23 protein-coding genes are annotated in these 22,468 nt (G+C 57.2%); 6 read left to right on the top strand and 17 right to left on the bottom strand.

Annotation, left to right across the window (positions count from 1 at the left end; all coding sequences use genetic code 11):
- Positions 1 to 197: 197 nt before the first annotated feature.
- On the bottom strand, positions 198 to 1,493 hold the full coding sequence (gene phoR / locus ACOTXT_RS12285; RefSeq protein WP_008503264.1) for a phosphate regulon sensor histidine kinase PhoR: 1,296 nt from the start codon (positions 1,491 to 1,493) through the stop codon (positions 198 to 200).
- Positions 1,494 to 1,514: 21 nt separating this feature from the next.
- Positions 1,515 to 2,204, bottom strand: a complete 690-nt coding sequence (gene phoB, locus ACOTXT_RS12280) for a phosphate response regulator transcription factor PhoB (RefSeq protein ID WP_008503265.1) — start codon at positions 2,202 to 2,204, stop codon at positions 1,515 to 1,517.
- 187 nt (positions 2,205 to 2,391) lie between these two features.
- Here phoB and sbcD point away from each other — a divergent pair, with 187 nt between their 5' ends.
- Positions 2,392 to 3,597, top strand: a complete 1,206-nt coding sequence (gene sbcD, locus ACOTXT_RS12275) for an exonuclease subunit SbcD (RefSeq protein WP_045371761.1) — start codon at positions 2,392 to 2,394, stop codon at positions 3,595 to 3,597.
- Positions 3,594 to 6,725, top strand: coding sequence for an exonuclease subunit SbcC (sbcC, locus tag ACOTXT_RS12270; RefSeq protein ID WP_055321820.1), 3,132 nt, complete (start codon positions 3,594 to 3,596; stop codon positions 6,723 to 6,725). Before sbcD ends, sbcC begins: the two co-directional genes overlap by 4 nt.
- A gap of 110 nt (positions 6,726 to 6,835) precedes the next feature.
- Here sbcC and mak read toward each other — a convergent pair whose 3' ends face one another.
- Entirely contained in the window at positions 6,836 to 7,741 is a 906-nt protein-coding gene (gene mak, locus ACOTXT_RS12265; protein WP_055321821.1) for a fructokinase, read from the bottom strand.
- Between the two features lie 123 nt (positions 7,742 to 7,864).
- On the opposite strand from mak, the gene rdgC reads away from it, so the two are divergent.
- Complete coding sequence (gene rdgC, locus ACOTXT_RS12260; RefSeq protein WP_008503269.1) at positions 7,865 to 8,779, top strand: recombination-associated protein RdgC; 915 nt, start codon at positions 7,865 to 7,867, stop codon at positions 8,777 to 8,779.
- A 48-nt stretch (positions 8,780 to 8,827) separates the two neighbouring features.
- Here the strand turns inward: rdgC and ppnP are convergent, their stop codons facing one another.
- The 5 genes from ppnP to ACOTXT_RS12235 form a co-directional block, all read right to left on the bottom strand.
- Complete coding sequence (gene ppnP, locus ACOTXT_RS12255; protein WP_008503270.1) at positions 8,828 to 9,115, bottom strand: pyrimidine/purine nucleoside phosphorylase; 288 nt, start codon at positions 9,113 to 9,115, stop codon at positions 8,828 to 8,830.
- A gap of 71 nt (positions 9,116 to 9,186) precedes the next feature.
- Complete coding sequence (locus tag ACOTXT_RS12250; protein ID WP_008503271.1) at positions 9,187 to 9,864, bottom strand: AroM family protein; 678 nt, start codon at positions 9,862 to 9,864, stop codon at positions 9,187 to 9,189.
- 237 nt (positions 9,865 to 10,101) lie between these two features.
- Positions 10,102 to 10,293: a protein YaiA gene (gene yaiA / locus ACOTXT_RS12245; RefSeq protein ID WP_008503272.1), complete on the bottom strand. Its 192-nt coding sequence runs from the start codon at positions 10,291 to 10,293 to the stop codon at positions 10,102 to 10,104.
- A 44-nt stretch (positions 10,294 to 10,337) separates the two neighbouring features.
- A complete protein-coding gene (gene aroL, locus ACOTXT_RS12240; RefSeq protein ID WP_008503273.1) occupies positions 10,338 to 10,862 on the bottom strand; it encodes a shikimate kinase AroL in 525 nt (174 codons plus the stop codon).
- A 141-nt stretch (positions 10,863 to 11,003) separates the two neighbouring features.
- On the bottom strand, positions 11,004 to 11,465 hold the full coding sequence (locus tag ACOTXT_RS12235; RefSeq protein ID WP_021241674.1) for a YaiI/YqxD family protein: 462 nt from the start codon (positions 11,463 to 11,465) through the stop codon (positions 11,004 to 11,006).
- A gap of 97 nt (positions 11,466 to 11,562) precedes the next feature.
- Here ACOTXT_RS12235 and proC point away from each other — a divergent pair, with 97 nt between their 5' ends.
- Positions 11,563 to 12,372, top strand: a complete 810-nt coding sequence (proC, locus tag ACOTXT_RS12230; RefSeq protein ID WP_021241675.1) for a pyrroline-5-carboxylate reductase — start codon at positions 11,563 to 11,565, stop codon at positions 12,370 to 12,372.
- Positions 12,373 to 12,388: 16 nt separating this feature from the next.
- Here the strand turns inward: proC and adrA are convergent, their stop codons facing one another.
- The 6 genes from adrA to ACOTXT_RS12200 all read right to left on the bottom strand — a co-directional run bounded on the left by adrA (position 12,389) and on the right by ACOTXT_RS12200 (position 18,055).
- On the bottom strand, positions 12,389 to 13,492 hold the full coding sequence (gene adrA / locus ACOTXT_RS12225; protein WP_421625318.1) for a diguanylate cyclase AdrA: 1,104 nt from the start codon (positions 13,490 to 13,492) through the stop codon (positions 12,389 to 12,391).
- 102 nt (positions 13,493 to 13,594) lie between these two features.
- Positions 13,595 to 13,915 carry a phosphate starvation-inducible protein PsiF gene (psiF, locus tag ACOTXT_RS12220; protein ID WP_008503278.1) on the bottom strand — a complete coding sequence of 107 codons (321 nt, stop codon included), beginning with the start codon at positions 13,913 to 13,915 and terminating at the stop codon, positions 13,595 to 13,597.
- An 89-nt stretch (positions 13,916 to 14,004) separates the two neighbouring features.
- Positions 14,005 to 15,420 carry an alkaline phosphatase gene (phoA, locus tag ACOTXT_RS12215; protein ID WP_094944483.1) on the bottom strand — a complete coding sequence of 472 codons (1,416 nt, stop codon included), beginning with the start codon at positions 15,418 to 15,420 and terminating at the stop codon, positions 14,005 to 14,007.
- Between the two features lie 99 nt (positions 15,421 to 15,519).
- Positions 15,520 to 15,780 (bottom strand): anti-adapter protein IraP, encoded by a 261-nt coding sequence (iraP, locus tag ACOTXT_RS12210; protein ID WP_023293178.1) that lies wholly within the window; start codon positions 15,778 to 15,780, stop codon positions 15,520 to 15,522.
- A 209-nt stretch (positions 15,781 to 15,989) separates the two neighbouring features.
- Positions 15,990 to 17,204: a multidrug efflux MFS transporter gene (locus ACOTXT_RS12205; RefSeq protein WP_045335382.1), complete on the bottom strand. Its 1,215-nt coding sequence runs from the start codon at positions 17,202 to 17,204 to the stop codon at positions 15,990 to 15,992.
- 167 nt (positions 17,205 to 17,371) lie between these two features.
- Positions 17,372 to 18,055, bottom strand: a complete 684-nt coding sequence (locus tag ACOTXT_RS12200; RefSeq protein ID WP_025912610.1) for an extensin family protein — start codon at positions 18,053 to 18,055, stop codon at positions 17,372 to 17,374.
- 103 nt (positions 18,056 to 18,158) lie between these two features.
- Here ACOTXT_RS12200 and ddlA point away from each other — a divergent pair, with 103 nt between their 5' ends.
- On the top strand, positions 18,159 to 19,259 hold the full coding sequence (gene ddlA, locus ACOTXT_RS12195; RefSeq protein ID WP_021241680.1) for a D-alanine--D-alanine ligase: 1,101 nt from the start codon (positions 18,159 to 18,161) through the stop codon (positions 19,257 to 19,259).
- Here ddlA and ACOTXT_RS12190 read toward each other — a convergent pair.
- Entirely contained in the window at positions 19,256 to 19,492 is a 237-nt protein-coding gene (locus ACOTXT_RS12190; RefSeq protein WP_008503286.1) for a DUF2754 domain-containing protein, read from the bottom strand. The two genes, ddlA and ACOTXT_RS12190, sit on opposite strands and share 4 nt — an antisense overlap.
- A gap of 247 nt (positions 19,493 to 19,739) precedes the next feature.
- Here ACOTXT_RS12190 and ACOTXT_RS12185 point away from each other — a divergent pair, with 247 nt between their 5' ends.
- Positions 19,740 to 20,039 (top strand): DUF2755 family protein, encoded by a 300-nt coding sequence (locus tag ACOTXT_RS12185; protein WP_008503287.1) that lies wholly within the window; start codon positions 19,740 to 19,742, stop codon positions 20,037 to 20,039.
- Here the strand turns inward: ACOTXT_RS12185 and ACOTXT_RS12180 are convergent.
- Both ACOTXT_RS12180 and sbmA read right to left on the bottom strand, forming a co-directional pair.
- Entirely contained in the window at positions 20,036 to 21,133 is a 1,098-nt protein-coding gene (locus ACOTXT_RS12180) for a DUF1615 domain-containing protein (protein ID WP_248249700.1), read from the bottom strand. The two genes, ACOTXT_RS12185 and ACOTXT_RS12180, sit on opposite strands and share 4 nt — an antisense overlap.
- Positions 21,134 to 21,147: 14 nt before the next feature.
- Complete coding sequence (sbmA, locus tag ACOTXT_RS12175; RefSeq protein ID WP_008503289.1) at positions 21,148 to 22,368, bottom strand: peptide antibiotic transporter SbmA; 1,221 nt, start codon at positions 22,366 to 22,368, stop codon at positions 21,148 to 21,150.
- Between the last annotated feature and the right edge of the window lie 100 nt (positions 22,369 to 22,468).

Here is a 22,468-nt window from a genome sequence, read left to right as displayed (position 1 = left end):
GGGATCGTAAAACCAGAACAATATGCCAGCATGAAAATACACTCCAGCACAATACGCTAATTATAAGAAAAACCCATGGCTAATCATGCGAACAAAAAACAGCCAGCCGTATAAAATTCACACGCGTTTCGCTTGACTGCAAAGCAAACGGGCCAGCGATGGCTGACCCGTGGAAAGGTAAAATGACACACCTGCCGTCAGGCGATCTTTTTGGCAATTAATCGTTCCGGGATCACGAAGCTGAAGCGGGTTCCTTTACCCAGGGTACTCTGAATATCGAGACGACTTTCATGGTGATTCACCGCGTGTTTCACAATCGCCAGCCCCAGGCCGCTTCCGCCCGTCTGCCGCGATCGCGCTTTATCCACGCGATAGAAGCGTTCGGTCAGACGCGGAATATGCTCCGGCGCGATCCCCGGCCCGTTGTCCTCCACGCTAAACTCGGCCCCCGTTGGGGTATGCTGCCAGCGCACCACGATCTCCGTCCCTTCCGGCGTATGGTTTACCGCGTTATACACCAGGTTGGAGATAGCGCTGCGCAGCTCATCTTCACTGCCCAGCACCTTTAGCGTGTTGTCGACCTCAAAGGTCAGGTGATGCTTTTTGTGGCTTAACGTCTGCGCTTCACGCTCCACGACCCGCAGCATCATCGGCACATCAATAGTGTCATTCAGCGCGAGCGTGGGTGCCGCTTCAATCTTCGAGAGCGTCAGCAGCTGCTTCACCAGGCCTTCCATCCGGTGCGTTTGCTCGCGCATGGTGTGCAGCGCTTTTTCACGCGGCGCACCTTCCAGCGTTTGCTCCTGCATCATCTCCAGGTAGCCTTGAAGCACGGTCAGCGGGGTACGCAATTCGTGACTGACGTTGGCGAAGAAGTTGCGGCGCGCCCCTTCCAGCTGGTGCATCTGGGTGACATCGCGCGCCACCATCAGCCACTGCTTATCGCTGTAGGGCATCACGCGGATCTCCAGATGGCGACCGTTATTGAGCTTGAGATTGTGCGGACGGGTAAAATCACGCTTTTTCAGGTACAGCGTAAACTCGGGATAACGCAGAAGGTTGAGGATATTCTGGCCATTATCGTCCGGCCAGCGCAGGCCCAACAGCTGCTGCGCCAGGCCGTTACACCAGAAGATCGTCCCTTCTTCGGTGGTCAGAATGACCGCATCCGGTAGCGACTCCGCACCGCTGCGAAAACGCTTAATCAGGCTTCCCAGCTCGCGGCGGCGCTTTTTATTTCGCATCTGCATCTGGTGCAGACCGTACAGCAGCGGCTCCCAGCTGCCGCTTCCGGGCGGCGGCGTCATGCTTCGGTCAACCCACAGCCACCAGGAGAGGCGCAGCAGGTTCCAGAAATGCCAGATCAGCAGCCCGGTGACCGACGCCAGCAGAAACCACGGCAGATGTCCAAGAAAGGCCCCCAGAATGAAGGCCGGAATACAGCATAAGATCAGTTCAAAGACGAGCCTTTTCCATGACAGACGTTCCAGCACGCGTCACACTCCTGTCATTGTTCAGAAACGGGTAGAAAAACGATAACCCGTGCCGCGGACCGTCTGCACCATGCGATCGTGGCCGCTCAGTTCCAGCGCTTTTCGCAGGCGGCGGATATGTACGTCAACCGTCCGGTCTTCGACATACACGTTAGTTCCCCAGACGTTATTCAGCAACTGCTCGCGGCTGTACACGCGTTCCGGGTGGGTCATAAAGAAGTGCAGAAGTTTAAATTCGGTAGGCCCCATGTCGAGGGGATTTTCACCGGTCATCACGCGGTGAGAAGTCGGATCAAGGCTCAGCCCCTGCATCTCAATCACCTCTTCCACCGCCATCGGCGAAATACGGCGCATCACGGCTTTAATGCGGGCCACCAGCTCTTTGGGGGAGAACGGTTTGGTAATGTAATCGTCCGCGCCGGTCTCCAGACCGCGCACACGATCCTCTTCTTCTCCGCGCGCCGTAAGCATCACAACCGGGATGTCGCGGGTCAGCGCTTCACGCTTCAGGTGTTTGATAAACTGCAGTCCGGAGCCGCCGGGCAGCATCCAGTCCAGCAGAATCAGATCGGGCCAGGGTTCATTCAGCTGGTTCACTGCGCTGTCATAATCTTCCGCTTCAACCGGCTGGAAGCCGTTTTGCTCGAGCACGAAGCACACCATTTCACGAATTGGAGCTTCATCTTCTACGACCAGAATACGTCTCGCCATACTTTGCCCTGTCTTATCTTATTTACGTTACAAGTTTGTAATTCGGCGCCATTATGCGTCAGATTTATGACAGATTTATGAAAAACAGTACCACTATAAATGGCAAACTGTTGTTTTATTACAGCGGTTATTTTCCCTTCTCTGAACGTTTATAATCCTGCTTTCTCTTTTTTGCCACGGATCAGCTATGCGCATACTTCACACCTCGGACTGGCATCTGGGTCAAAATTTTTACAGCAAAAGCCGTGCGGCTGAACATGAAGCGTTCCTGAACTGGCTGCTGGAAACGGCCCGGACGCATGAGGTGGACGCGATTATCGTGGCGGGAGATATTTTTGATACCGGCTCGCCGCCGAGCTATGCGCGTGAGCTGTACAACCGCTTCGTGGTGAATCTGCAGCAAACCGGCTGTCATCTGGTGATTGTCGCCGGCAACCATGATTCCGTCGCGACGCTTAACGAATCCCGCGACATCCTGGCGTTTCTCAATACCACCGTCGTCGCCAGCGCCGGGCACGCCCCGCAGATCCTGAAAAAGCGCGACGGGTCGCCCGGGGCGGTACTGTGTCCGATTCCCTTTTTGCGTCCGCGCGACATCGTGCAAAGCCAGGCGGGGCTGTCGGGCGCGGAAAAGCAGCAGCATTTATTACAGGCGATCGCCGACTATTACCGCCAGCAGCACGCCGAAGCCTGCGCCCTGCGCGGTGATCAGCCGATTCCGGTGATTGCGACCGGGCACCTCACCACCGTCGGGGCCAGTAAAAGTGACGCCGTGCGTGACATCTATATCGGCACGCTGGATGCCTTTCCGGCGCAGCACTTCCCGCCAGCCGACTACATTGCGCTCGGACACATCCACCGGGCGCAGATCGTCGGCGGCTGCGAGCACATCCGCTACTGCGGCTCGCCCCTTTCGCTCAGCTTTGACGAAACGGGCAAAGCCAAATCCGTACATCTGGTGACCTTCTCCGACGGAAAACTCAGCGCCGTCGACACGCTGGAGGTGCCCGTTACCCAGCCACTGGCGGTGCTGAAAGGCGATCTCGATGCCATCACCGCCCAGCTGGAGCAGTGGCGCGGCGTCGAGCAAGATCCCCCCATCTGGCTGGACATCGAAATCACCACCGACGACTACCTGCACGATATGCAGCGGAAAATCCAGGCGCTGACCGAAGACCTGCCGGTAGAGGTCTTGCTGGTGCGCCGCAGCCGCGAGCAGCGCGAGAAAATTCTGCTAAGCGCTCAACGCGAAACGCTCAGTGAACTGGGGGTCGAAGAGGTATTTGAACGCAGGCTCTCACAGGAGGAGATTGACGATGCGAAGCGCGCAAGGCTCAGCGAACTGTTCAGCCATACCCTGCATGCGCTCAATGATGAGGAAGAAAACGCGTGAAAATTTTGAGCCTGCGCCTGAAAAATCTCAACTCCCTCAAGGGCGAGTGGAAAATTGACTTTACCGCTGAGCCGTTTGCCAGCAACGGGCTGTTTGCCATCACCGGCGCGACCGGGGCAGGTAAAACCACCCTGCTCGACGCCATCTGTCTGGCGCTTTATCACGAAACGCCGCGCCTGAATAAAGTCTCCCAGGCGCAAAATGACCTGATGACCCGCGACACCGCCGAATGTCTGGCGGAAGTGGAGTTCGAGGTAAAAGGCATCGCCTATCGCGCCTTCTGGAGCCAGAACCGGGCGCGCAACCAGCCGGACGGCAACCTGCAGGCGCCGCGCGTGGAGCTGGCGCGCTGCGAAGATGGCAAAATCCTGGCCGACAAAGTGACGGATAAGCTGGAGCAAACCGCCGCACTCACCGGGCTGGACTACGGGCGCTTTACCCGCTCGATGCTGCTCTCTCAGGGGCAGTTTGCCGCCTTCCTTAATGCCAAGCCGAGCGATCGCGCCGAGCTGCTGGAAGAGCTGACCGGCACCGAAATCTACGGTCAGATTTCCGCCATGGTGTTTGAGAAACACAAAGCGGCCCGCAGCGTGCTTGAAAAGTGCGAGGCGCAGGCGGCGGGCGTCGTGCTGTTGAGCGAAGAACAACAGCAGCAGTTACAGCAAAGTTTGCAGGCACTTACTGACGCAGAGAAAACCCTGCTGGAACAGCAGCAAAACCAACAGAAACATTTTCAGTGGCTTACGCGCTATGATGAGCTCGTGCGCGAGCAACAGCGCGCCGCCGCGATGCAGCAGCAGGCGCAACAGGCGCTGACGGACGCTGCGCCTGAGCTGGCAAAACTGCAGCTTGCTCTGCCCGCCGCCCAGCTGCGACCGCTCTGGGAGCATCAGCAGGAGCAAACCGCGCGTCTGGCACAAACGCAGCAGCGAATTATCGAAGTAAATACTCGCTTACGAGCCAGAACCGCGCTGCGTTCACGTATTCGCAATACCGCCCTGCGTAACCACGAGCAGCTTCAGACCGAACTGACGGCGTTGGCGCAGTGGCTGGCGGAGCACGAGCGCTATCGTCTGTTAGGCCAGGAGATTGCAGGCTGGCGCGCCCAGTTCTCGCAGCTTAACCGCGATAAAACGCAGTTAGCCTCGCTTGCTGCGCGGATAGGTGAATTACGCAACAGGCTGGCTGCGATGCCGGAAAACGCGCTGACGCTGACGGCGGATGAGGTCAGCGCGGCCATGGAGCAGCAGTCCAGGTCCCGCACGCTGCGCCAGCAGCTGACGTCGCTGCATGCCCGCTATCAGCCGCTGCAAAAGCGCCTGCGCCAGAGCGGTGAAAACGTGCAGAAGGCGCAGGCCGAACAAAATAAACTCAATGAAACGCTGACCCTGCGCCGCCAGCAGTACAAAGAGAAAAACCAGCACTATCTCGACCTGAAAGCCCTGTGCGAAACCGAAGCAACAATTAAGAAGCTGGAGCATTACCGCTCCCGGCTTGAGGCAGGCAAACCCTGTCCGCTGTGCGGTTCCTGCGAACATCCGGCCGTTGAGCAATATCAGTCACTTGAGCTGACGGATAACCAGCGCCGCCGTGATGCCCTCGAAAAAGAGGTCGCCGCCCTTAAAGAGGAAGGCCTGCTGGTGCTGGGACAGGTCAATGCTCTGACTCAGCAGATCCAGCGCGAGACAGACGACGCGCAGACGCTTTCTCAGGAAGAGCAAGCGCTCACTCAAGAGTGGGTGGCGGCCTGCACGTCCCTGAACATTACCTTGAATATTCAGGACGATATCGCGCCATGGTTGAACGAACAGGAACAGTACGAGCGCCAGCTTTATCAGCTCAGTCAGCGTCTCACCCTGCAGAACCAGCTCAACGAACAGGACGCGCAGGAGCGGCAGTATCAGCAGCAGCTGGCGGCCACGCGGCAGGCGCTGGAACATGCCCTGCTCGCGCTCTCACTTAACGCACCTGAAGAGGGTCAGGAAGCCGCCTGGCTTCAGGCCCGCGAAGCGGAATTCGCGCAGTGGCAGGAGAAGCAAACGCAGCACGGCGTGCTTCAGGAACGCATAAACGCCCTGAAGCCGCTGCTCGACGCGCTTCCGGCAGCGAACAGCGAAGACGCCGAACCGGTTATTCCTGATAACTGGCGCGCCATCCACGACGAGTGCGTGTCGCTGCAAAGCCAGCTGACCGCGCAACAGCAGCAGGAAGCGCTGGAGCGAGAGCGCCTGCAGCAGTCGCAGACGCAGTTCACCGCGGCGCGCTCGGCGAGCTGCTTTGCCGACCAGGACGCGTTTCTTGCCGCCCTGCTGGATGATGATGCCATTCGCCACCTTGAACAGCTGAAACAGTCGCTGGAAAACCAGATCCAGCAGGCTGCGGCGCTGTCCGGGCAAGCGAACCAGCAGCTGCAGTCTCATCTGGCGCTGCGCCCGGAAGGGCTCGACGCCGATGCCGCCACGCTGCAAATCCAGCTGCAGCAGCTGGCGCAACAGCTGCGCGAGAACACCACGCATCAGGGCGAGATCCGCCAGCAGCTTAAGCAGGACAGCGATAACCGGCAGCACCAGCTGGCGTTGATGCAGGAAATTGAAGAGGCCGCGCGCCAGGCAGACGACTGGGGGTACCTGAACGCGCTGATCGGCTCGAGCACCGGCGACAAGTTCCGCAAGTTCGCCCAGGGGCTGACGCTGGACAATCTTGTCTGGCTTGCTAACCAGCAGCTTAACCGTTTACACGGGCGCTATTTATTGCAGCGTAAGGCCAGCGACGCGCTGGAGCTGGAAGTGGTGGATACGTGGCAGGCGGATGCGGTCCGCGATACCCGCACCCTCTCCGGCGGCGAGAGCTTCCTGGTCAGCCTGGCGCTGGCGCTGGCGCTTTCCGATCTGGTGAGTCATAAAACGCGAATCGATTCCCTGTTCCTGGATGAAGGATTCGGCACGCTCGACAGTGAGACGCTGGATACCGCGCTGGATGCGCTCGACGCGCTGAACGCCACCGGGAAAACCATTGGCGTGATCAGCCACGTTGAGGCGATGAAAGAGCGTATTCCGGTGCAGATCAAAGTGAAGAAGATTAACGGGCTGGGGTACAGCAAGCTGGATAAAGAATTTGCCGTGCAGTAAAGGTCCACTCCACATGTAGGCCGGGTAAGGCGTAACCGCCACCCGGCTTTTTTATTGTGGCTGCCTGAATTCGCCCGGTGGCGCTTCGCTTACCGGGCTTACAGAGCCGTTTATTCTGGCCACAGCCACGCCGCGCCGCGCACGCCGCTGGAGTCCCCGTGGACGGCTTTGCGGATCGGCGTTTCACACTCGCCGCCGAAGACCCACTGCTTCACCAGGTTCGGCACCGTGGCGTACAGCCGGTCGACGTTGCTCATGCCGCCGCCCAGCACAATTACGTCTGGGTCGAGAATATTCACCACGTGCGCCAGGGATTTCGCCAGCCGCATTTCATAGCGGCTCAGGGCCAGCTCCGCCACCGGATCCTGCGCTTCGACCAGACGCATGATCTCATTTCCCTTGAGCGGCTGGCCGCTCAGGCGGTGGTAATCGGTCGCAAAACCGGTACCGGAGATAAAGGTCTCAATACAGCCCTGTTTTCCGCAGTAGCACGGCACTTCGGTGCGGTATTTGAGTTCGTCTTCATCCATCCACGGCAGCGGGTTGTGCCCCCACTCGCCCGCGGTGCCGTTACCGCCGGTATGGGCGCGCCCGCCGAACGCTACGCCCGCACCGCAGCCGGTGCCGACGATCACGGCAAACACGGTCTGGGCACCGGCCGCCGCGCCGTCGATGGCCTCAGAGACCGCCAGGCAGTTGGCGTCGTTGGCCAGACGCACTTCCCGCTTCAGGCGCGCGCTTAAATCTTTATCAAACGGCTGACCGTTGAGCCAGGTGGAGTTGGCATTTTTCACCACGCCGGTATACGACGAGATCGACCCCGGTATCCCCATCCCGACGCTGCCGGTTTGCCCTGTCGCCTGCTCGGCCATCTCGACCAGCCTGGCAATCGTCTCGATAGTCTGGTGATAATCATCGCGCGGCGTTGGCAGACGATGGCGAAACAGCTGCTCCCCCTGCTCGCTCAGTGCGATGACTTCTGTTTTGGTGCCGCCCAAATCGATCCCAATACGCACAAGACTCTCCTCATTATTTTGATTATCAACAGAGTAGAAGCACGCTTCCCGATTAGCAATGCAAGCGATGCGACAATTCGTTATCATGCCCGCTGATTTAACGACAAGGCCGTGGAAATTATCATGCTGTGGTTCAAAAATTTGATGGTTTACCGTCTCAGCCGCGACGTTTCGCTGCGTGCAGAAGAGATGGAAAAACAGTTAGCCGCTTATACCTTTTCCCCTTGCGGTAGCCAGGATATGGCGAAAACCGGTTGGGTTCCGCCAATGGGTTCACAAAGCGATGCACTGACCCACGCCAGCAGCACGGGTCAAATCATCGTCTGCGCCCGTAAAGAAGAGAAAATACTGCCGACGCCGGTGGTTAAGCAGGCACTCGAAGCGAAAATTCTCAAGCTGGAAGCCGAACAGGGCCGCAAGCTGAAAAAGACCGAAAAAGATTCGCTGAAAGATGAAGTACTGCACTCCCTGCTGCCGCGCGCCTTCAGCCGCTTCAGCCAGACCATGATGTGGATCGACACCGTTAACGGGCTGATCATGGTGGACTGCGCCAGCGCCAAGAAAGCAGAAGATACGCTGGCCCTGCTGCGAAAAAGCATCGGATCTTTACCGGTCGTTCCGCTGGCGCTGGAAACGCCGATCGAGCTGACGCTGACCGAATGGGTACGCAGCGGTGCTGCGGCTCAGGGTTTCCAGATCCTTGATGAAGCCGAGCTGAAAGCCCTGCTGGAAGATGGCGGCGTGATCCGCGCGAAGAAGCAGGATCTGGTGAGCGACGAAATCGCCGTCCACATCGAAGCGGGTAAAGTGGTCACCAAGCTGGCGCTCGACTGGCAGCAGCGTATTCAGTTTGTGATGTGCGACGACGGCTCCGTGAAGCGTCTGAAGTTCTGCGACGAGCTGCGCGATCAGAACGAAGATATCGACAGGGAAGATTACGCCCAGCGTTTTGACGCGGACTTCATCCTGATGACCGGCGAGCTGGCCGCGTTGATTCAGAATCTGGTGGAAGGTCTCGGCGGCGAAGCGCAGAGATAACGGGCAAACCGTAGGCCGGGTAAGCGTTAGCGCCACCCGGCTAATTTTTTATTTCAGGTAGCGGCACAGATAAGAGGTAGGTTCAGCCACCTGCAGATGGAACTCACTGTGGCCAGGGACGTTGAAAACCTGTCCGGCTGCGTAAACTTTCCATTCCGTTTCACCCGGTAGTAAGACGTTCAGCGCCCCGCTGACGACCGTCATCTCTTCCGCTTCCGCCGTGCCGAAGGTGTATTCCCCTTCCGCCATGACGCCAACGCTGGCGCGGCCAGTGCTGCTGCTGGTAAAACCAATGGATTTCACTTTACCGGAAAAGTATTCGTTACTCTGAAGCATGAACTGGCCCTTATATTTTTAGATAAAAATTCACTATAGGGGCCATGCTCATCACCTGTCACGCAAAATCATTACATGAGCAGTTCCGAGGCCAGGCGAGCCATCAGAACATTGGATAACAGCACCGGCACATCCAGCGCTTTTTGCAGTAAATCACGATGATGCTGGTGGAACCCCAGGCAGTCCAGAATCAGGACATCGGCCCCTCTTTCCAGCAGTTCCTTCCCGGCCGCAATGAGTTTGGCCTCGCTGTCCCAGAACGGATTCGCCAGCGCGTACAAGGGCACTTTTTCCAGCACGTGCCATTTTGCCTCCTGGTTATCCATGAGCTCCTCGATGGGGACAATCACCCCCACCTGATGACCATCCACGATGGAGGCCACCAGCGGCGGAATGATGCGCATCGGTTCCAGCAAAATCGCATTGCGCGCCGTAAGTCCCTTTATGGGGGCGGTGCTCATCAGCAAAATAACGTCATATCCCTGATTATCGAGCACTTCTATTACGCCCTGCAGCGAGCGCTCGATCTTCTGGCGGGAAACATGCGCCAGTTTACCGTCACTTAATAACGTCGCCAGGGGATCCTCCCCCGCCTCGACAGCGTAGTCCTCCATGACCTCTTCCCGACTCATCTTGCCCAGCAGGCTGAGATGCGTAATCTGTTGTTCAGATACATGCTCGGTTAAGAGCGGTAACACTTCGCTTACAGGGACCACACCAATGGTGAGAATCGCCAACGTTGCCTTCATCTTTATCGCCTTCCATTACTCCAACATCGTGCACACAGGTACAGGCTCACTACGCTGCACAGTTCGTTTTTTCAACAAAACAGCACCAAGCGTAGCAGGTGATCCCGACACCGAAATGTAAAGATCGCCTGCCGATACCAGAGTTACTTGTATTAACTAAATATTAACTCCTGCTTAACTTTTACGATGAGTAAAAAGTGTGATTCAGGCACGATCCTGGAGCGTTTAGGAAACCGCTCAGGTTATGTCGGGATCTTCATAGCGCCGCTTCGCATCCAGCGCTTCCTGTTCCGTCTCGTGTTCACTGATCAGCGAGTCGGGTTTGGGGTGATCGGCACGCAGTTGATACCAGGTCACAGTGTGACCTGTCTGGCCTTTTTCAACGGTCACAATGCGCGCTTCACGCGGATAGGGAGGTCTTGTTGGCATAGCTCATCCTTTTTTTATGTCTGAGCTATAAGTATAGACGCCGCTTAGCTGGCACACGCCAAACGCAGGGCGGTAATAATCTGAATCACAACGTCTTCGGGAGAGGCGGACGCATCCACCACGTGGTGAGCCGCTTCGCGGTATAACGCATCGCGTTCGGCCAGCACTTCACTCACCTCTTCGTTCAGCGGCCTGGAGGTCAGCGCAGGGCGTTGCCCCTCTTCCGGAAAGGCTTCCAGACGCCCAACCAGGGCCGACACCGGCGCGCTGAGGTAAATCACAATCCCCTTTTCGCGCATAAAGTGACGATTACACTCCGCCAGAACAATGCCACCGCCGGTGGCGATCACCGCGGACGGGGTCGTGACCGCTTTCAGCGCGGCCGTTTCGCGTGCGCGAAAGCTCTCCCAGCCTTCCTGCTCAACAATGTCGGCGATGGTTTTTCCGGCCTCGGTTTGCAGCCAGTGGTCGGTATCCACAAACTGGCGATGACACACGCGTGCCAGCTCCAGGCCAACGGTGGTTTTCCCACAGCCGCGGGGGCCAACTAAAAAGATGGGTTGGGTCATAGCCAGGTGTTCCCCTTGATGCCGGAAGGCTGAAGAGTGTAAAGAAATAATTGCAGAAGATGTTGCGATTACTTTACTGCAAAGCGGTACGGGATGACAACCCTGTGGAGGCCACACTGTACCACACATTGACAATAATTATCATTTCGCTGTACGGCGCTTCACTTCCAGCAGCCATTTATCCAGCTCGGCAGCAAACTGCTGGCGATCGCGCTGTGACAGGCTGTCCGGCCCACCGGTCTGCACGCCGCTGGCCCGCATGGTATCCATAAAATCGCGCATCGTAAGCTTCTCGCGGATGGTCGACGGCGAGTATCGCTCTCCGCGCGGATTGAGCGCCGCCGCCCCTTTCTCCAGCACGTCGGCCGCCAGCGGAATGTCCGCCGTGATCACCAGATCTTCCGCGCTGCACAGGCGGACAATTTCGTTGTCTGCCACGTCGAATCCGGCAGGCACGCGCAAAGAACGAATGAAGCGCGAAGGCGGCACGCGAATGTTCTGGTTCGCCACCAGCGTCAGCGGCATCTGAACGCGCTCGGCGGCGCGAAATAAAATCTCTTTAATCACGTTCGGACACGCGTCCGCATCAACCCAAATCGCCATATTGTCTCCCCATAATGACTCTGCCGACTATTGTCGCCTGCATTTCGTTGTTAAGCTATCAATCAGAGAAAACAACGCATAATGACGGAGGATCGTGATGGACAAGAAAATCGGGTTTATCGGCTGCGGTAACATGGGCAAAGCCATTCTGGGCGGCCTGATCGCCAGCGGGCAGGTGCTGCCGGGTCAGATTTGGGTCTATACCCCGTCACCGGACAAGGTCGCCGCGCTGCGCGATCAATACGGGATTAACGCCGCCGAAAGCGCGCAGGAAGTGGCTCAGGTCGCCGATATCGTCTTTGGCGCCGTCAAGCCGAACATCATGATCAAAGTGCTGAGCGACATCACCTCCAGCCTGAATAAAGAGACGCTGGTGGTGTCGATTGCCGCGGGCGTGACGCTTGACCAGCTGGCGCGCGCGCTGGGCCATGACCGCAAAATTGTTCGCGCAATGCCTAATACCCCCTCGCTGGTTAACGCCGGCATGACCTCCGTCACGCCTAACGCGCTGGTGACCCCGGAAGACGTAGCCGATGTGCTGAACATTTTCCGCTGCTTCGGCGAAGCGGAAGTGATTGCCGAATCGATGATCCATCCGGTGGTGGGCGTGAGTGGTTCTGCGCCTGCGTATGTCTTCATGTTCCTGGAAGCGATGGCCGATGCCGCCGTGCTTGGCGGAATGCCGCGCGCCCAGGCGTATAAGTTCGCCGCGCAGGCCGTCATGGGCTCCGCCAAAATGGTGCTGGAAACCGGCAAACACCCGGGTGAACTGAAAGATATGGTTTGCTCCCCGGGCGGTACCACCATCGAAGCGGTGCGGGTGCTGGAGGAGCGCGGATTCCGCTCGGCCGTCATTGAAGCAATGGCAAAATGCATGGAAAAATCAGAGAAGCTGAGTAAATCCTGATCGTTTCAGTCGGGCGTCAGGCGGCCACTTCGGTGCGGCTGCGCCCGGCATTTTTCGCCCTGTACAGCGCCACGTCAGCCGCCTTTAGCCATTCCCGATAATGTGCAAACTGCGGCCCCCAGGGGGCAACGCCCACGCTGATGCGCAGCGCCTCTTTTGGCGCGCACGGTAGCGACAGCTTTTCCAGCCGCTCATGCACCCGGGACATGACGGCGATGGCGCTTTCCGCTGCGGTCTGCGACATAATCACCGCAAACTCATCCCCGCCAAACCGGCCGATGGCATCACCTGACCGCACCGACATCTGAAGCTGGCGCGTGATGGCAATGATCGCCTCATCCCCCACGGCGTGCCCCCAGGTATCATTGATATTTTTAAAGTGGTCGATATCAATCAGTAAAATCGTGGCGGTGCAGCGATCGCGGCGGCAATGCTCAAATTCATTTCGCAGCAGCATTTCCCAGTGTCGGCGATTATAGACCCCGGTCATGCCGTCGCGGGTGCTCATCATTTCCAGCCGCTGCTTGTGCTCAGCAAGCCTGACGGCGGTGCGGTGGCTGAGCCAGGCAAACAGCATGGGATAAAGCACCAGTACGGGAAGCGTTAAGCTCCACTCCACGAGGTCGGGGTTGAAGACGGCCACGCGCCCAACAAGCGGCAGCGTCACCAGCGCGGAGAGCAGAGTCAGCAGGATCCCTGGGATAAACAGACGACAGCCCCCGGAGCCCATCATATTCATCCCGACCATCATCACCAGCGCTGCCGTGGGTAACGCGCTCATCCCTATCACGCCGATCCAGAGCCCGGCAATAATGGCATCGATCTTAAGATTGAACTCTTCCTGCTGATGAGGTGACGCGGCCCGGCAGGATAACTGCCAGGCGAAATGGGGCCAGACGAATGCCCACCCCACCAGTAAAAGCCACCAGCCGCCGGGTAAAAAATGGGTGACCAGCATGCCCGCAACCGGGAAAAACATCGCTGCCAGCCCCACGGCGCGCGCCAGCCGAACCCGCCGGGCAAACTGAATGCCGGCGCGGTGAGGGTCATCCTGAGAAAGGGTTAAATTCCACTCTTCCCGAATGCGCTTTGTGTTGTAATACGTTTCATCATTCATCATTTTTGGGAATATTCTGAAACATTTTCCCAAATTATAGAGAGGGGGTCTGCGGGGAAAGTATGAAATTTCGGGTGAGCCGCCGGAGCCGCTCACCCGTTCGAACTACACTTTTTTCTTCAGGCAGGCACTCATGAACTTGCTGCGGTCATCCCCTTTCAGGGACTGCTCGGTTGCCTTGGCATTACACTCGCGCATCTTTTGCTGCTGAGGCGTCAGGCTTTTTTCAGCTGGCTTTGAAGCGCCGTTTTTGAGGCAGTCGCTCATGTAGGTCTTGCGGGCATCGCCCTTCAGACTCTGAGACGTCGCCTGTTGATTACAGGTGGTCATACGCTGCTGCTGCGGCGTTAATGTTTTCTCTTCCGCGTTCGCCGAGGCGACCAGGAACAGGCCTGAGAGCAGAGTAACCAGTAATGTTGTTTTCATTGCACCATCCTTTTGTGAACATTCCCTGTAAGTCTGGTTCGTGACAGGAAAAAAACCACCCGGCAGATGTGATTTCCACCAGGAATTTATCATTTCAGACCCAGCGCCGCCTTCATGGTGTAGAACAGATCCGTTTGATCGGTCAGGCCTACCACATTGGCCGCGTGCGGGCCGTAGGCGGCAATGCGCAGCTGGGTGCCGGTGTGCTCCATGGACTCTTCTTCAGAGTTGCCGTAGCTCATCACCATGACGGCGCCATCTTTGGTGTTGAGCGCCTGCGTCAGGCCAGGGGCTTTGGTATCTGGCGGAACGATCTGGCTGGCGTGCGCGTGATCCGCAGTGACGATCACCAGGGTGTTACCGTCTTTTTTCGCGAACGCGAGCGCCTTCTGCACCGCTTCGTCCAGATCGACGGTTTCGCCAATCTGACCGCACGGATTTGCCGCATGATCCTGCTTATCGATCGACGCCCCCTCAACCTGCAGGAAGAACCCTTTTTCGCTCTTGCTCAGCAGATCGATCGCTTTATCGGTCATCGCCGCCAGCGTCGGTACGCTGTCCGTGCGTTTAGGGTTAGGCGTACAGGTCACCGCTGGCTTATCGATATTGCCGTGATATGAGGCTTTTGGACCTTCCCAGCGCACGGGCATGTTGCCGTCAGAGAACAGCCCCAGCAGCGGTTTGTCCTGGTTCGCCTCGGTTATCGCCGCCAGCGAATTTGCGTCACTCACCAGCTGATAGCCGCGCGCCTGCGCCTGCTCGCGCAGCGTTTTGCCCTGCCACTCGCCCGCCGTCGCGGTTTCCGCGAAGGTTTTCGCGCCGCCGCCCAGCGTCACGTCAGGACGCGCATTCAGCAGCTGTTCCGTAATCGAGCCTTTGCCACCTTTTTCCAGCGCGTTCGTTGGGCATTTTTCGCTGGTCACTGACGGGCCGTAGCATTTACGCGAGGTCACGTGTGCCACCAGCGCCGCAGGCGTCGCATCCTGAAGTTCAGCGGTGGAGACGTTACCGGTCGCCAGGCCCGCCGCTTTTGCCATCTCCAGAAGGGTTTGATGATCTTTTTCGTGAATATCCACGCCCAGCGCGCCATTATAGGTTTTCACGCCGGTGGACCACGCCGTGGCCGAGGCCGCAGAGTCCGTTACGTAATCCGGTTTACCGGTTTTTTTATCCAGCGCGTAGTGGGTATATTGTCCGGTCAGCGGTAATGCGTCGATACCTTTAAAAAAGCCGCCCGCCCCCTCGGCATAATTTCGCGCCGCCGTGATTTCGGAATCACCCATTCCATCGCCAATCAGCAGAATAATATTTTTCGCCGGTTTTTCATTAAGCGAAGCGCGAATGGCGGCGGTTTGATCTTCCGACAATCGGCGCGCGCCGCCGGGCTGGGTGATATCCCCTTTTGCCGCACGATTATCCAGGACGCTGGTTTGCGTCGTGTCAGCATAAATGGCAGGGGTAATTAACAGAGGAAGTAATGCGATGAAAAGTGCGCTCTGTTTCAATTTATTTTCTCCATGTAAAAATACATAAAAATAAAAACAGAGCGACTATAGGCATCCTGCATGACAATTCTATGACACGTCGTTACGTCCTGTGACGGTTTAGCTGCGCGGATGCCTTAACAGCTTCTTTACGTACTGGTGGAGCATCTCAGCATCTTCAACCGGTACCTGCGATTCAGGCCTGACGCTCTCCAGCGCGCCTTCCACGCTCTCAATCAACGCCTGCTGATCGGTTTTCGCCATTTGTCGCAGCAGCGCGGTGACCACAATTTCAAGCGCTTCGACCTGGGCCACCAGCTCTTTTGACTCTTCTTCCTTTTGTGCCAGCTTGACCAGCAATTCAGCAATGAGGTTTTTCATCGTGCCAGTTCCTTTTCAGTTTTATCTGACGTTATCACTCTGAATCCATAATGCAAAGAGAAGAAATTAATTATGGTATGCAAAAGTGATACAGAAACGGAAATAAAGAGACCTCGCCGTGAGCGAAACGTTTTTCTATAAAAAGATGCCGCATTTTGTTATATAAAAATGCGGCTACCATAAGAATATATAATACATCTGCGAAAGCGTTATCTCGCCGATTTCGCCTCCGCCATTTGTCTGCGGCGTCGCAGCGCAATAGCCAACTGGATAATATTGATTAAAACGACCATCGCCGTCGCCGCAAATACCCAACGAAAACCGGCCATCGCGGAAACGGAGGCGCCAATAAGCGGACCGGCAACATTCCCCAGATACATAAATGACTGGTTATATCCAAAAATACGCCCCGTCACCTGGTCGCTGGAATATTTGACCAGCAGGGTCTGTACCGCAGGCAACATGGCGCCATCGGCAAACCCGAGAAGAAATCGCAGTACGCCAAGCTGAAGCGGAGAGGTGACGAACGACATCGCAAAGAAGAGCACCACCGCAAAGATCAGCGTCGCCATCAGGATGCGCGCCGTACCGATCCTGTCACCCAGTTTTCCGAGACGCGGCGCGGAAATCAGGGCGGATACGCCCGGCACGGCGGCAATCATGCCGCTTAAAAAAGCGATGTTCGTGCTCTCCGGCTCCATTGACTTGATAAACAGCGCCAGTATCGGCCCCACCGAACCGTTACAGAGCTGGATCACCATGGTGGTGACAAACAGGCTGATCATCAGCCCCGGATAAGGCAGCGAGGCGAAAACGGCCTTGCCGCTCAGGCGTTCAGATTTACTGATAACCGGGCGGCCTCCCTCTTTAATCAGAAAGAGCGTGACCAGAAAACTGACCACCAGCAGAACCGCAGTGATGATAAATACCGCGCGCAGTCCGACGTGGTCCGCCAGAAAGCCCCCCAGCAGCGGGCCACCGATGACGCCGCTGATCTGCGCCGTGGAGAGCGTGCTCAGCGCCCAGCCGCTCCGCTCGCGCGGCACCTGAGAGGCGACCAGCGCCATGGCGTTTGGAATATACCCGGACGTCAGCCCCATCACCGCCCGCAGGAAGAACAGCTGCCAGACGTTGGTGGCGAAGGCCTGCAGCAGAATGGCTATCGCCATCCCGAGCGAGGCGCGCAGCAGCATCAGTTTTCTGCCTTTTCGATCGGCCAGGCTGCCCCACATGGGTGACACAATCGCGGAAACCAGAAAGGTGACGCTGAACGTCAGGCCGGACCACATAGAAAGCGCTTCGTGCGAGGTGACCCCCAGCTGCGAGACGTACAGCGGCAGGAACGGCAAAATCTGGCTGATGGCCAGCCCGGTGAAGAAGCAACCGAACCAGACCGAGATGAGATTAACTTTCCAGGATTCCATACAGAATAGTCTTCATTTTTAGGCGAATTCGCCGTCAGATTAGCAAGTTACGCGTGTTAACGTCGCACCAGAGATGCGGCCTGACCGACTTTGGTGTTTTATCTTCCCAGTCATCATATTTGTGAAATAAGTCACAATTCATCCATTTTCTGGCGGAATATTATGCTTCACCGGCACAGGCCAAAACCGCGCATTCCGAGATGAAAATGGTTGGCATGCGCCGCGTTGTACTCTGGCCCCAGACCGTTCCCGTAGTACCCGCAGCTTGCCGCCAGCATCGCCTTCAGCCAGGGCTGCGTCGTGGCCGCCTTCCAGCCGTTCAGCACCGTGACGCGGTCGCCGTTCGCCAGACGAAAAGCGGCGACATCCAGCGCCTCCGCCGTGGCATGCTCGCTGCGGCGCGCGTCAGGGCGGTGGTAAATATTGCGGCAGGCAAAGCTGCCGAGATGATCGATACGCGCCAGGTCGCTGCCCGTATAGCGTTTTGTCAGCGGCCGGGCCTGCTGGCTGATAAAGAGGGCTGAGCTGAGCGCCAGCGGACAGCTGGCGAGAAAACTGCTGTTCAGGCCGACCGGACCGAAGTCACGCACGCGTACAACGTTATTAAGCGGACACGCGCCGCCGCTGTCAGCCACCGGCTGGGTGCGGATGAGATCGCGTTGATTAGCCTGCGCAAGCAGGCTTGCGCAGGCCTCGGGCGTTAAGCGCCGAAGCTTATACTGGGTGATTCGGCCTGGCGGATCGTCAAGCGTCAGCGGTATGAAAGGGTTGTAGTAAGGCGGCAACCAGCGGTAACCCACCGTTGCGACGGCGATAAGAATCAAAACGGTCAGCAGCGTTTTTCCTTTCACTCGCCCCCCTGAACATTCCCCCAAACATTATGGCAGAAGGTCGCGAAACCCGCCGGGCATCGTGGTATGTTATTGGCTTTTCGTCAGACTGGAAGAGAGTGAGATGGCTAAGCAGCGCGTAGGTATTGTCTTTGGGGGAAAATCAGCGGAACACGAAGTGTCATTGCAATCGGCTAAAAATATCGTTGATGCGATCGATAAAAGCCGTTTCGACGTGGTGCTGCTGGGCATTGATAAACAGGGTCAGTGGCACGTTAACGATGCCAGCCAGTATCTGCTGAATGCTCACGATCCGGCCCATATCGCCCTGAATCCTTCAGAAATTAGCGTCGCCACCGTACCCGGCGTCGCGAAGGGGCAGCTTATCGATGCAGGCAATGCACAGGCTCTCGCCCAGATCGACGTGGTCTTCCCTATCGTGCACGGCACGCTGGGGGAAGATGGTTCCCTGCAGGGGATGCTGCGCATGGCCAACCTGCCGTTCGTCGGCTCGGACGTACTCGGCTCCGCCGCGTGCATGGACAAAGACGTCACCAAACGCCTGCTGCGCGACGCCGGGCTGAATATCGCGCCGTTTGTGACGCTCACCCGCGCCAACCGCGACAAGCACAGCTTCGCGCAGATTAGCGCTGAATTGGGTCTGCCGCTGTTTGTGAAGCCAGCAAACCAGGGCTCCTCCGTGGGCGTCAGCAAAGTGACCAGCGAAGCTGAGTTCACCCAGGCCGTCCGCCTGGCGTTTGAGTTCGACCATAAAGTGGTGGTTGAGCAGGGCATCAAAGGCCGTGAAATTGAGTGCGCCGTGCTGGGCAACGATTTTCCACAGGCGAGCACCTGCGGCGAAGTGGTCTTAAACAGCGACTTCTACTCGTACGACACCAAATACATTGATGATAAAGGCGCGCAGGTTGTCGTGCCTGCGGATCTCGATCCGGCGGTTAACGATAAGATCCGGGCGATCGCCATTCGCGCTTATCAGACGCTCGGCTGCTGCGGCATGGCGCGCGTGGATGTGTTCCTGACGGCGGAAAACGAGGTGGTGATCAATGAAATCAACACGCTGCCGGGGTTCACTAACATCAGCATGTATCCGAAGCTGTGGCAGGCGAGCGGCCTCAGCTATCCGGAACTGATCACCCGCCTGATCGAACTGGCGCTGGAGCGTCACGCCGCCGACAGCGCGCTTAAAAGTTCCGTAAACGGTTAATCGGCGCGCTTCGCCGACGCTGCCTCATCCGCTGTCGTCTCTTCAGGACGGCGGCGGATAATCAACCCCGCCAGCCAGAAACTGATAACCCAGGTCACCAGCCCGACGGCATAGGTTTGCCAGCCTTTTGCCTCAAACCCCAACAGGCCCACGACACCGTTAAGAATAAAGATCAGCCCGATAGCGAAGGCGTAGTAGTGCCAGTCACGGCGTAGTTTGGACGTGAGCTTCATAACAACTCCGGCAGGAAAAAAAGACATCCTCTCACAGTTTTACGGCCAGGTCTGTGGCAGATACGGAAATTCTGAAACGCGACGCAATTTCACTTAAGTTAATAAATTGTGACGTGCTGCAGAAATCAACAATCCAGGAGGATTCCGGCGCGTAAATTACCACGATTCTGATATTGACAAATGCGATGACCTGTCAAACTCACCCTGTACGAAGCGTATTAACAGAGCGATTTATCCGGAGGTCATCATGGCTGACTTTACATTGTCGAAACCGATTTTTGGCGGAAAACCAAAAACCTCCACGGCGGGTAATATCGCGTATGCCCTGTTTGTTCTGTTCTGCTTCTGGGCTGGCTCGCAGCTGCTCAATATGCTGGTCCATGCGCCTGGCGTTTACGAACACCTGATGCAGGTGCAGGATAACGGACGGCCGCGAGTTGAGATTGGCTTTGGCGTCAGCACCCTGTTCGGCCTGATTCCCTTCCTCGCGGGATGTATGATTCTGGGCGTTGTGGCATTAGTGCTGCGCTTTCGCCGCCGCCGTTAAAGCCCCATACAGCGAGCCCGGCGATCGTCCACGCGTTTCGCGAACCACGCGGTGGTCAGGTTACGCGTGATCTTCGGGCTTTCCAGCTGGATCCCCGGCAGGATAGCCCTCGGTAACGTTTTCCCGCTTTTCTTATCGGCAAGCGCAAACACGTTCTTGTAGAGATCCGTTTTCTCAAAGGCCAGGCTATCGCCTTTCTCAAGCTGGCGGCGAATGTCGCTATTGCTCAGGCCAAGCGTTGTCGATAATTTCCGTACGGCAAGCTCGGTGCTTCCTGCCTCGCTGCTGCCGTAAGCGATGAGATCGCCGTCAAGCGCCAGCTTAACGCCGCTTGCGCGGCTGACCGCACTCTGGAATGCCGCATTACGGCTGGCATACCAGCCTGCGTTAAAGTCGGCAAAGCGGTACAGCGGCTCATCGTAGTTCGCCGGGTAGTTCAACAGGTGATACGTGCCGAACCACAGTCCGCCGCGCAGGGAGAAGACCTCCTGGCGCACCGTACCGTCGATTTTCCACGGATAGCCGTCGGTGTGTTTCTCCGCGAACGCGATGCTTACCTGCATTGGGCCACCGGTGTGGACCGGGTTCAGTGAGCCAAACAGCTTCTGACCCATCGGCACCATGTTGATGAAATCATCGAAAATAGCGCTAAGCTGTTTTTCGGTTTTCACCGTATCCAGCCGTTCGCTGTAGCTTTTGCCGTTCGGCGAGGTGATTTTAAGCGCGGTATGCACGAGGAACACCGGGATATGCATGGACTCCGCGCGGCGGTCGATCTCTTTCCAGGCGATTTTATTCAGCCCCGGCACAGCCGGGTCTGACTGGTACATCGACTCCTGCTGTGCCACCGCCAGCACCGAACAGATGTTCTCCTCGGTCGGCGCGATCTTTTGGCTTTCAAAGGTTTTTGCCAGCGCGTCTGCCCACGCATTGCGATCTTTCACGCTGGCGGGCATTTTCTGCCGCACAACGCTCGCCACATCAACGGGCTTCTCGCCCTTTTTGAGCGGAGCGGCCCCCTTTTCGGCACAGCCTGCCAGCACAAAAGCGGCCAGTATGGTCAACGGTAACGCGCGCGGTACGGCAAAAGGCATAGCAACGTCCTGTATTAGCTAAATGTGTTGGTGACTTCCTGCAGGTCACGATCGTCCAGCTCGCGTTCAAAGCTGCGCAGACGTTTGTAGATGGACATCAATTCCACCAGCGTGGTCCAGGAGCTGATCAGGTACTGGAACGACCCACGAACCTGACCGAAAACGTTGGTGATCTGCGTCATCAGACCGAGCGTAATCGTACCCGCAACAATGGACGGAAACAGCAGGAACAAACCGAAAACGTTATCCACCTGCAGATACAAAATACGCGCAATGTTGAAATACATATAGTGGAAGTAAAGACGGAAATAGTTACGACGCACGGCGCCAAACAGCTCGCGGACGGTCGGCGGCGAGGCGCGGTTGGCATCGTCTTCACCGTACACCAGCTCTTTACGGTATGCGGCTTCGACGCGTTGATTTTTAAACTCCAGACCCGGCAGTTTAATCCCAACTACCGCCAGCAGGCCCGTGCCCATCAGCGACCAGACAATCGCGGCAATCACCAGACCATACGGAATGTGGCCGACAATCGGCAGATCCGGCACGTGCGCCGAGAGCGTCACCAGCACCGGCAGGAAGGCAATCAGCGTCATGATGGCGTTGATAAAGCTGACGCCCATGTCTTCAAGCGTGGAGGCAAAACGCATGGTGTCTTCCTGCACGCGCTGTGCGGCACCTTCGATATGACGCAGGTGCTGCCAGTGCGCCATATAATGTTCGTTCATCGCGGTACGCCAGCGGAAAACGTAGTGGCTAACGAAGAAGTTGTTCATCACGCCGATGATCACCGCAATCAGGGCGATGCCGAGGAAGACGCCGACCTCATGGTAGAACTGATTGATGGTCACCTTGTGTGGCGAGCTCAGCGCGGTCTGGATCAGATCGTAGAACGGTGCATACCAGGCGTTAACCGCTACGCCCACTTCCACCAGGAACCAGGTCACAAAGATAATCAGCGATGTGCCAAGGATCGACCAGTACTGCCAGCGGTGGGGTGAATAGACAAACCAGAACAGGGCAAACAGCCCTACGCACACCATGTAGTAGGCGTAAAACAGCAGGTAGCTCAGCGACCAGAAGCGCGCCGCGCTAATCGGCACCTCGCCTGTCGCCCCCGTGATGCGCGTCAGCCATGCGCCGCCGCCCGCCTGCCAGAAAATGACAGCGATCAGTGCCCAAATAAATGCCGACAGGAAAAAAGGCCCCGGCTTTGGGAAAAAAGACTTAAACATAATGCTTCCTTCTTGTTGTTATGGCTGTTGCTGTGTACAACACGTCACCACACGAAAACCTGCCCGAGCCAGCCTCCCGGCTCCGGCAAAAAGGTCAGAC

The sequence above is a fragment of the Enterobacter cloacae complex sp. IR5422 genome (genome assembly GCF_049238165.1).
Taxonomy (GTDB): domain Bacteria; phylum Pseudomonadota; class Gammaproteobacteria; order Enterobacterales; family Enterobacteriaceae; genus Enterobacter; species Enterobacter roggenkampii.
The sequence above is the reverse complement of the archived record's forward strand: the minus strand, read 5'-3'. Positions and strand labels throughout refer to the sequence as shown.